This is a genomic window from Psychrobacter urativorans (assembly GCF_904846695.1).
Classification (GTDB): Bacteria; Pseudomonadota; Gammaproteobacteria; order Pseudomonadales; family Moraxellaceae; genus Psychrobacter; species Psychrobacter urativorans.
In genome coordinates this window covers 1-9925 of record NZ_CAJHBR010000037.1, presented here as the reverse complement: position 1 = coordinate 9925, position 9925 = coordinate 1, and the positions used below count along the sequence as shown (strand labels likewise).

General features: G+C 40.7%; 9 protein-coding genes and 1 tRNA gene. 3 read left to right on the top strand and 7 right to left on the bottom strand.

The annotated features are described in order from the left end of the window. Nucleotides 1-135: 135 nt before the first annotated feature. Nucleotides 136-873 (top strand): outer membrane protein transport protein, encoded by a 738-nt coding sequence (locus tag JMY09_RS13940; protein WP_227677368.1) that lies wholly within the window; start codon nt 136-138, stop codon nt 871-873. A 351-nt stretch (nt 874-1224) separates the two neighbouring features. On the opposite strand, the gene JMY09_RS13935 is transcribed toward JMY09_RS13940, so the two are convergent. The 4 genes from JMY09_RS13935 to JMY09_RS13920 all read right to left on the bottom strand — a co-directional run bounded on the left by JMY09_RS13935 (nt 1225) and on the right by JMY09_RS13920 (nt 5839). Then, on the bottom strand, nt 1225-2274 hold the full coding sequence (locus JMY09_RS13935; RefSeq protein WP_201624518.1) for an esterase/lipase family protein: 1050 nt from the start codon (nt 2272-2274) through the stop codon (nt 1225-1227). A gap of 224 nt (nt 2275-2498) precedes the next feature. Beyond that, nucleotides 2499-3569, bottom strand: a complete 1071-nt coding sequence (locus JMY09_RS13930) for an esterase/lipase family protein (protein WP_201624516.1) — start codon at nt 3567-3569, stop codon at nt 2499-2501. A gap of 202 nt (nt 3570-3771) precedes the next feature. Further along, nucleotides 3772-4872, bottom strand: a complete 1101-nt coding sequence (locus JMY09_RS13925) for a lipase secretion chaperone (RefSeq protein WP_201624514.1) — start codon at nt 4870-4872, stop codon at nt 3772-3774. A 166-nt stretch (nt 4873-5038) separates the two neighbouring features. Then, nucleotides 5039-5839: an alpha/beta fold hydrolase gene (locus JMY09_RS13920; protein WP_201624512.1), complete on the bottom strand. Its 801-nt coding sequence runs from the start codon at nt 5837-5839 to the stop codon at nt 5039-5041. Between the two features lie 576 nt (nt 5840-6415). On the opposite strand from JMY09_RS13920, the gene JMY09_RS13915 reads away from it, so the two are divergent. Continuing rightward, nucleotides 6416-7207: an aspartate dehydrogenase gene (locus tag JMY09_RS13915; protein WP_201624510.1), complete on the top strand. Its 792-nt coding sequence runs from the start codon at nt 6416-6418 to the stop codon at nt 7205-7207. A gap of 115 nt (nt 7208-7322) precedes the next feature. Next, nucleotides 7323-7781, top strand: coding sequence for a hypothetical protein (locus JMY09_RS13910; protein ID WP_201624508.1), 459 nt, complete (start codon nt 7323-7325; stop codon nt 7779-7781). 138 nt (nt 7782-7919) lie between these two features. On the opposite strand, the gene JMY09_RS13905 is transcribed toward JMY09_RS13910, so the two are convergent. The 3 genes from JMY09_RS13905 to JMY09_RS13895 form a co-directional block, all read right to left on the bottom strand. Continuing rightward, entirely contained in the window at nt 7920-8699 is a 780-nt protein-coding gene (locus JMY09_RS13905; protein ID WP_201624506.1) for a transglutaminase-like domain-containing protein, read from the bottom strand. 274 nt (nt 8700-8973) lie between these two features. Beyond that, nucleotides 8974-9189, bottom strand: coding sequence for a hypothetical protein (locus tag JMY09_RS13900; protein ID WP_201624504.1), 216 nt, complete (start codon nt 9187-9189; stop codon nt 8974-8976). Nucleotides 9190-9529: 340 nt separating this feature from the next. After that, a tRNA-Gly gene (locus JMY09_RS13895) sits at nt 9530-9604 on the bottom strand. Nucleotides 9605-9925: the final 321 nt, after the last annotated feature.

Below are 9925 nucleotides of genomic sequence, written 5' to 3'. Positions count from 1 at the left end.
AATGCCTGTGTAACGTTTAAAACCAGCATCACTTTGTTTAAGTAGCTTGTCTATGTTTGGCATGGTCCTAACCAATTGTGATTGTATGAGTTATTATAAAATTCTCTGCTACTTTTGCAAGAGGTCTTATCTATTTTGAATGGTTATAGTTTAAATATCGCAAAAAATGACGCTTATGGCTATATGGCGGGCTTGGCTTATGTAAAACCAGAAATTGGTCTAAAAGCGGCTATTACGTATCGTTCAGAAATTGAACATGATGCCAATTATGCTGAAAATATGCCTTTCATAAACCGTTATAACCTGAATCCTAATTTGCCACCGTCACTACGACTCGATTCTGTACAAACTGAAGAATCCGAGCTAACCACTCCTAAATCAGTCAACATCGATTTTCAAACGGGTGTTAATAAAACCACGTTGCTGACTGCAAAAGCACGTTGGGTACCTTGGAGTGACTTTAAAATTACTCCTCCACTGTTAAAGACTAACGTAGTCTCTGCTACTAACACTCAAGCAGGTCAGGTCGTTATAGACAACGCTAATCTTTTAGAATATGGCGATGATGCTTATCAATTAGAACTTGGTCTTGCTAAACGTTTAAGCCCAGCGCTAGCGGTATCAGGTACTGTTGGTTGGGACAGTGGTGCTGGCAATCCAGTATCGCCACTAGGACCTACTGAAGGCTATTATAGTGTGGGAGTTGGCGCTAAATATAACTTTACGCCGGAATGGGCAGTATCTGCTGGCGCTAAGTACTTAATGTTAGGCGATGCAGAGGGTGTATTGGCCGCCAGTGGTAAAAAGCTTGGTACCTTTGAGGACAATGATGCTTATATATTCGGTATGAAACTGTCTTATGCTTCTAAGTAATTCCATAGAGATAGCTTAGATTTAACTTATCTTGATAGGGTTCAATACAGTTAGGAGAATGGCTTAGACACTAAGCCATTCTTTTATTATTTATTATTTATTATTAACAAAAACTGTTATTAGTAATTAGTCATCCGCCTAGTGTTTATAAAAAAGCTGCTATTACCTAGATATAAATGAGGTATAGCAGCTTTTTTATGACCAACTAATCTTAGCATCCAAGACAAAAATAAACCCGCTCATCTGTGAGTGGCGGGTTGTCTAACAGGGATAAAAATAGCGTTGATACTTATTGTGTTAAGGCCTTAATACCAAGACATAAGCAAACAGCCATAAGGCTGATTAATGGCTCTAATATCCTTGATTCTTAAGACGATTCACTTGCGTACTATATACAGTTAGTGGGTTAGTCTCGAGCCACGAAGTAATACCTAAAAGCTGATTGATAGTGTCTAAGTGATTCATACGGTAATTATCACGAATAACATAACCCAAACGACTCGAGCAAACACCGACTAAGCCATCATTAGCTTCCCCTTCAAAAGTTAGACCAGTTAACGATAAGGTATAGTCACTAGTATCTAAAGGGTTGGTTAAAGGCGTATTACCCGTCCAAGAATAATAGCCAACACCGTTAACAATATTATTGCTTGGAGGCTGACCACAGTAAGTAGTGGGGAGTGCTGCTGGATACTTTGCATTAAAGATAGCAACATTTTCGCTAGAGGTGCTATTAGTAACGTTTAAAGCGTTTTGCTGTTGTAGCTGATTTAAGGGTACACCAGATAGTGCATCCAAAGACAGTCCGACGGCCTCGAAGCTGGCGATCAACACTTTAGAGCCAAACTTATTTGGGGTTTGATCATTTTCTAATACTTTTATAACGAAATCAGTGGTTTTAGAGCCTTTATGTGGGCTTGATACTGAGGTTACCGAAGCTATTTTTTCCGGCGCTACCGTAGCTACATAACGGCTATCTAGGCCTCCTTGGCTATGACCAATAAGATTGACTTTTTGAGCACCGGTTATCGCTTTGATAGTATTGACTTGGCTTAATAACTGCTCACCGCGCACTTCAGCAGAATTGACCGAAGAGGTTTTAGTGGCGAATACATTTTCAGTCCCGTTCCTCATTAGTGTTTGTGGCACCCCATTGAAGTAATCTAGGCTACCAATAAGACGACTCCAACCAAAGAATCCATGAGCCATAACAATAGGATATTGAGTGTCATTATAATTGGATCTAGCATTTTTGCTCTCAACTTCACTGCACCCTGTTGGCGTTGCACAGTTATAATAAGTACCAGCATTGGCAGTAGTTGAGGTAAGCGCTATAGCACTAAGAGCGATACTTATCGAACTAATAGAGGCTAAGCTAATTTTAGAAGTGATAGTTTTCATCTTACATCCTTATAGTTTGAAATAGGCTGGCTACCAGCAGTAAACCATTACTTATCGATCAGTAAAGGCAAAATAATCTGTCATTTAGAGCAGATTATTCGATTAAAGCAATGCTAGTAAATACAAACTATATCGGTGTATGACAAGATTTTGAGTCAGTCATTATTACCTCATACCTTAGGCGTATGAGTAGCCGATGCCGTAGTGGCTATCGGTACTAAGTCTTAGTAGCCGTCGTTTTTTACTCGGTTCATTTGCTGACGATAGACGGTTAGAGGGTTAGTTTCACGCCATGAGACCAAGCCTAATAGCTGATTGATACTGTCTAAGTGATTCATGTGATAGTCATCACGAATAACTTGACCAATACGACTAGAGCATTTAGTCACTAAACCATCGTTGAGATCACTTTTATCGTAAAGGGAGCCGGTAACATTTAAGATAGCGTCTGAGGCATCAAAGAGGTTAGTAGACTGTCCTACACCACTAAAGGAGTAGTAAGCTACGCCATTCATGACATTGTTGGCAGGTGTATTACCACAATAACTACTCGGTATAGGTCCTGGATGAGCTTTGTTAAAGGCGACAAAGGCTTCTTCTGATACTGAGTTTAGAAAACCCTTAGCGCTCTGTTCTTGAGGCTTGTTTAGAGGGATACCGGATGCGGCACCAACACCTAAACCAGCAATTTCAAACAAGTTATAAAGTACTTTGGCCTCGATACCATCTTGGCCTTCAGGTACCCCATTAGCTTTTTCTCTTGCCTTAAGCCAAGTATTGACTTTATCAGCAACTCCTACACCAGTATGTGGAGAGGCGACCGTAGTAATAGAAGCTACCGCTTGCGGATCAATAGAAGCTACATAACGAGAGTCAAGTCCACCTTGGCTATGTCCGACAAGATTCACTTTGTCACTACCAGTGATGGCTTTAATAGTTCTGATTTGACTAAGTAGCTGCTCGCCGCGAACTTCAATAGAGTTAACCGTTGAGGTCTTAGTAGTAAAAACATCAGCACCGTTCATGCTGAGCGTTTGAGGAATACCATTGAAATAATCTAAAGTATTGAATAGTCTATTCCAACCCAAAAACCCGTGCGCCATGACAATAGGATATTTCGTCGCATTATAGTTAGTAAAATTAAAAGTACGCTGAACTTTGGCACAGCCTGTTGAATCGGCGCAATTATAATAGTTGCCCGCGCTAGCAGTCGTTGAAGTCATTGCTAGCATACTGATAGTCGTTATAGCGGCACCAGTTGACAACAGTCGAAAGCAAGTATGGAGATTTTTCATATAACTTCCTTGTTAATGAATAATATCGATAGTATTATCGATTATTTTGTACAGTATTGTACTCAAGTACTAAACAATCTAGCTAATAGCACTGGTCGAACTGTTTAGTTAAAGTTTAAAATTTTGGTTAGATTCTCTATAGTTAGGGCTAATAAGCACTAGAAATCAAAAGCTATTATTAAAGCTAAAGTCGCGGTCTGCTTCAGTTAGCGTCATTTTGAGCCATTCGTTGTATTTCAGCGTAGCCAGTTAGTCTCTTGCGCTCAGTATCATTGAATTGATTACGTTCAAGCTCATCTATCTGTGCTTGGGCTTTGCCTGCACTACCAGCATTGTTGATCAGCAGTTGTCGTTGGGCTTGATACTGATTAAATCTAGCGTCAAAATTAGCTTCCTCTACGTCTAGTCCAGCCAAACGAGAAGCGGCCGCTTCGCCAACTAAGCCACGACGCATATCGAATAACGCCTCTTTAGTAGCGCCTTGAGCTTTCATCTGAGCAGTACGCTGGGTAAGCTCGCCAAAGTTAGCTTGTTTTTGAAAGTTTTTCTTAATTTCTCCCTCTGGCAAACGACTAATATAATCCTCACGACTGGCCTGTTTTTGGGCAGCATTTAAGTTATTGTCTTGCTCAATACCTACCATAGCGACGCTATAGTCCTCATAAGTATCTTCGCCACTAAAGAATGCTTTAATAGTGGCAGCATCAAATGACTGCTGGCGTAAGCGATTAACATCTTGACGGCGCTGAGCGATCAAATTCAAATCTAATTTACCTGCTTGCGTAGCCTGTAATTGCAGCGTTCCATAACTGCCTTGTAGATCATCGAGAGCTTGTAGATAACTCATATATTGATGAAATATTTTAATGGCTGAACTGGCTGCAGGCTCAGGCGTATGGTGGAGGATATAAGCTTCTACTCTAGCAATAATAGTGGCTTCATTTTCCTCGCCCATAGCGGAGAGAAAATAGTCGAATAAGCGTCGTAAGCCTTCTGTGACAACTAGTTGATTGTTGTCATCGATGATAATCTCACCATCAATATCAGTACCTTGCAAAGAGCGTGGCATAGACTCAAGCCCAGTGCTAAAGTTAGCCGATAGAGTGTTATCTGTTGAGGGGGTATTAGCCGTAGCAGCAAGACCGCTATTGGTTACAGTCGCCGAAGCACTAGTAGCCAGCGTATTATCAGCAGCTGACGTAGATACTGACTTGGGTTTTAACCACCAAATTAGCGCCGCAAGGAGTGCCAATAACAGCAAGGCAATAATGATAATAGTCCTAGTATTGCGTTGGTTATTCATAGTAATACCATCGTCCATGCAGTAACTGAATTAATCCGACTATTTCGGAGACCTTAGATAACAACCAGCTGACAAATACTATAATTTTTCAATAAAATACGACTTTTGCAAGATACGCCAATTTTTTAATAAGCCCTTCATTAGCTTTTGCTGCTAATTTCTGCTGTCAATGACCGTTGACTATTTGTTGATCGATACGCTTGGTAATGAACTCAGGGTCTTTTATCCATATGCCATGAGGGTTGCCTTTTAGGTGCTTGGGCAGTTCGACTGAAATCAGTGTCGACTCAGTACAAAGCTTAGTGAGGTGCTTGACAGAAGCATAAGGCGAGTATCTATCGCCTTCAATGTGAATAAAAAATCCACGTCCTTTACCCGTCGTAAGGTCACCTTTTATAAAATCGAAGCGTCCCGTTTTTAGCAAATAGCACCAATCGTCCATTAGTCCTTTGGCCTCTTTATTGCCGAAGCCTACTTTATAACCAGGGAAGTAACCGTAAGCCAAGGTTAAAGGTTTAAATATCGCCAATACCCGCAAGATCTTTATACGCTCCCAGCCAAACCAGTTTTTGAAATGGATATTGCCAGTAGCAACCCCGATCATAGGCATATCCGTTAATGCACTATAGATAGCCGCCATCTGGCCTCCTAAGCTATGGCCAAAAAGGTAAGTCGAATCGTGCTCAGAAAATCCCACTAGCTTTGGAATAAAATTGTCCATAAGGTCTTGATAGTTATAATCAACACTACGATCGACATGAGGAGTATTCTCGCCGCAGCAAGGGTAATCAGCGCCAATCAGGGTATAACCTTTAGCCACTAAGTTCTCAAACAGCTTAGCGTATTTTCTTAAAGGCACACCAGTGGCAGTCATAAACACTAGCGTCATTTTTCGATCTACAGCAGCTATTGGCTTATAAATATTGACCTTTACTTGGTGTTTTTGCTTGAAGGTAAAGGTAAGCATCGATATCATCCTTGATAAAAAGCTAATAGCTATTAAGACTAGTATTTCTAAGAGTACTGTATTGAAAAATAATAAATTTGAGGTGATAAATAGTATTTTATAATTATTAATAAATCTTATATAAATTAGATAAATATCGACAGTACAATATTATTTTTTTGATTTAAGGTAATATTAATTACCTATAAAATTTATTATAAGTCTAGTGATAACTATAGTATTAAGTAGATTTATAGGAAATATTGACAAATAAACAACCATTAAGCAATAGGTATATTATTAATGGTAATAAAAATTACTGAATAGGATATATCTTATAAGTCAAAAACAGCCTTTATTACTGACAATAGTCAGGTTGCTGGTGAGTATTAGTGAATACTGCTGCGCAGAGGACACTAGAGATAAGTGATAGACTTAGCTAGAAGAAATAGCCGCAAGTCTTACTGAAAAGGATACTGTAAACGCAAAAGCTGTTGATCGGCAGTTTTTTGAGGTACCGGATCAATCTTTTTATGTTGATAAATGGATAAGTATAATAATTAAAAAACACAGTAAAAAAATATATAAGGATAGTTTATGAAAAACGTCATGTTTATAGGTTATGGCTCAATGGCTAGGAAAGTACATCAGATGCTACCTGAGAACATTATACTCTCGACAATATTAGCCAGTCCTAGAAGTGCTAAGGAGATTAGGGCCGAGGTAGGAGAGTCTATCGCAGTGATTACTTCGGTAAGCGATTTATTAGCGGTCCCTGATTTAGCGGTTGAGATGGCAGGGCAGAGTGGACTCAAACAACATGCCATGCAAATTATAGACAAAGGTATTCCTCTTGGGATAGTTTCTGTAGGAGCCTTTACTGATGAAAAATTTGTGACATCGTTGCATGATACTGCTAAAAAAAGTGGCGTAAAAATCCATATTCTAGCCGGTGCCATAGCCGGTATTGATGGGATTAATGCTGCAAGTTTGGCAGGATTAGATAAGGTGGTTTATCAAGGTAGAAAGAACCCAGACAGCTGGAAGGGTAGTTATGCCGATGAGCTGATTGACTATGAAAATTTAAAGCAACCTTCAGTATTTTTTACAGGAAATGCTAGGGAGGCTGCGGCTCTATTTCCAGCTAACTCTAATGTCGCTGCAACTATAGCGCTGGCAGGTGTTGGACTAGACGATACACAAGTAGAGTTGATGGTTGATCCACTGCTCGAACATAATATCCATCATATAACTGCCGAAGGAGAGTTCGGTAAACTTGAGATTATCATGACTGGCTTACCGTTAGCCGAAAACCCTAAAACTTCAAGTCTAGCCGCCTTTAGCGCTTTACGTTTGTGCTACGAGATCGATCAGGTTTTTCAATTTTGAGATATAACTATACTTAGTAAGATTAAACTTAATATCTATAATTTTTTAGCATTGCAACCAATCTTGTGCGGAGAGTGAAAGTCTTAACTAGGCGCCAAGCCTATTGATTGCTGACGTGCCCAGTTTTAATGCCTTTGCTATATTAAACTCAAAGAATTCAAATCTTAAAACCTCCGCTCATCCTATTGCTATGCCTGATTTTGAGGGACGTGATAAATCGGCACGCATATTCTGCACTCGTATACGCGAGGACTTAGCAGAAGAGGCTAATTTTAATGGGCATTATTCTTTCATTACTTTTGGCTGCGGTACTTCTTGTGTTATGAGCTATATTACTGAGACTCGCACTGGCAAAGTCTTTGAGCCGCCGTTTGGTGCAGAATCAACCCCAGAGTTGGCGATTGAATTTAAGCTTGATAGCAATTTAATACAGGTGGTTCATATGGGTGACACCTCTGAGGAATGTGAGGTTCGCGCATGGTCTTTTGATGCAAAAAGCTTCAAGCTTGAAGGCAAAGATAGTTTTGCCCGTGAAGGCAGCTGCAACTATGAGCAGAAACTAATATCCAAATAATGTGACAATTATTTCTGATTAGAGTTTTGGGCAAAACCTACTAAGATGGTGAGTTTTTCTGAAATTTTCTCTATGTAGTAGCCCACTAAGTTCAGACGGTACTTAAGACAAATGCCGCCTACTAAAAAGCCAGACAACTTAAGCTTGTCTGGTCACGGATACCGATTGATTGACCAATTCTATAGATCCAAACGCGGTTAAGAACGCGACACTGGATGCGTCGGATCCAACACCGATGCGGGCCATGGTGTTGGCATCTGCCATGCCAGTCGGATCAATGAGGTGCCAGCTGCCTGCAAGATAGACCTCTGCCACGGCATGGAAGTCCTGTGGCGTCACATCGGGCGCATAAACGCTGGCGAATCTGGCCGGTATCGACGATGCGCGCGCTAGTGTCACGAGAACATGCGCGAAGTCGCGGCAGACGCCCTGACGTTGAACGAAGGTGTCAAGCGCGGTAGTTTGTGCGTTGCTCGATCCGGGCACGTAGCTAAACGTCGACTCGATCCAATCACGCATTGCGGCAATCCTTGCGCCACCTGTGAGATCGCCAAACTCTGCGTCCACGAAGGCCTGGAACTGGTCTGACGGGCAATAGCGAGACGGCATCAAATGCTTGATTGCCTCTCCGGGCAAAAGATGGAGGGGCGCTTGAGGCAGCGTCGATATATCCAAGGCAGGACGGTCAACGTCAATTTCTGCGATATAAGTGCAGCTAAAATCCCCTTCGGCGCGGATCCAAACTCGCTCTCCTATGCCATCATCGGCGGCGACCCGTGAAAAATGCGCAACGTCTGATGTCCAAATCTCGGCTGAACTCACCCGCTGGTCTGCAAGATCGGCGGCTTCGATCTGAAGCAAAAGGTCCATCGGCTCGGAGAGTCGATAATGGAGTTTGACGTTAAGTTTTAGGATCATGTTCGAACTCCGTAAGGGGATTTATCTAGCGGGCTGAAGATCGTGTGAGGCTACAGCTAAGCCGCGCAGGTGAGATCTTTTGCAATAAACTGCCCCGACTATATAAAAGACTGGTTTGCTTGAGTCAGGCAGCATTGCTTGACAGGGTTAAATTAACATAATACCGCTTTTCAAAATGAAAAGCTGAGACATAACCAATAGCATTATGCAGTCGGGATTTATTGAACTATTCTACCCATTCAAAGGCAGCTAGGTCAACATCGTTCGCCCTATGCTACTGATCTTTTAGGTACGCAATTACCTTAGACTTATATAGCCTGTTGACAGTTTCAGCCAAGGCATTATCGTATGAATTGCCGATTGTGCCAACGCAAGCAATCACTTCACAATCAGCCATTTTATCCGTATAGTCAATGATGCCGTAATCGCTATGATGAATCACATCTTTGAGCCTGTTTGTGTCGGTTAGCGCTTGATTTGACGCTGCCATTATTCCCATAACAGACGTCATGGTAAATAATTTTATAGCGAAGAAAAAGCGAAAAAATTAGACTTCAAAAGGGTGGGGTTTATAAATTGCCAAGACAGATGAGTTTTTTATTACCGTCGATAAGTAGTTAAAAGTGTGAAGCTGCTGAATTCATCTCTATAGCGCCTTCAGCATAGCTAATTTCGGTTTTCTAACATACTAATTAGAATTAATGATAAGACTGGTTAACGAACTATAAAAACCATTACAACCCCAAAAAATAAGCATAAAAAAAGTCCCACTTCTTATAATAAGAAGTGGGACTTTCCGCTTTGCATCTAATGGATACATAAGCCATATTTGGAGCGGGAAAAGAGATTCGAACTCTCGACCCCAACCTTGGCAAGGTTATGCTCTACCACTGAGCTATTCCCGCTAATCTATCAACTAACTATCGCTAGATGATGTTGGCATATTATACGCAGTTTTTTTGGCCTGTCAACAACTATCATCAAAAAATAATACTTAATTACAGCTATAGATGGGCTTGGCAGATTTAGCTGTATTTATGCAAATATTTCAGGGCCAATTATAAACTTAAAACTCTCGCTGAGTTATGAAACTAAGCGAGGGTTTTATATAAAGCTAACTATTCTGAGCACTTGTATTAGTACTTATATTAATACTTATATTAATACTTATATTAATACTTATATTAATACTTATATTAGAGCTTATATTAATACTTATATTAGAG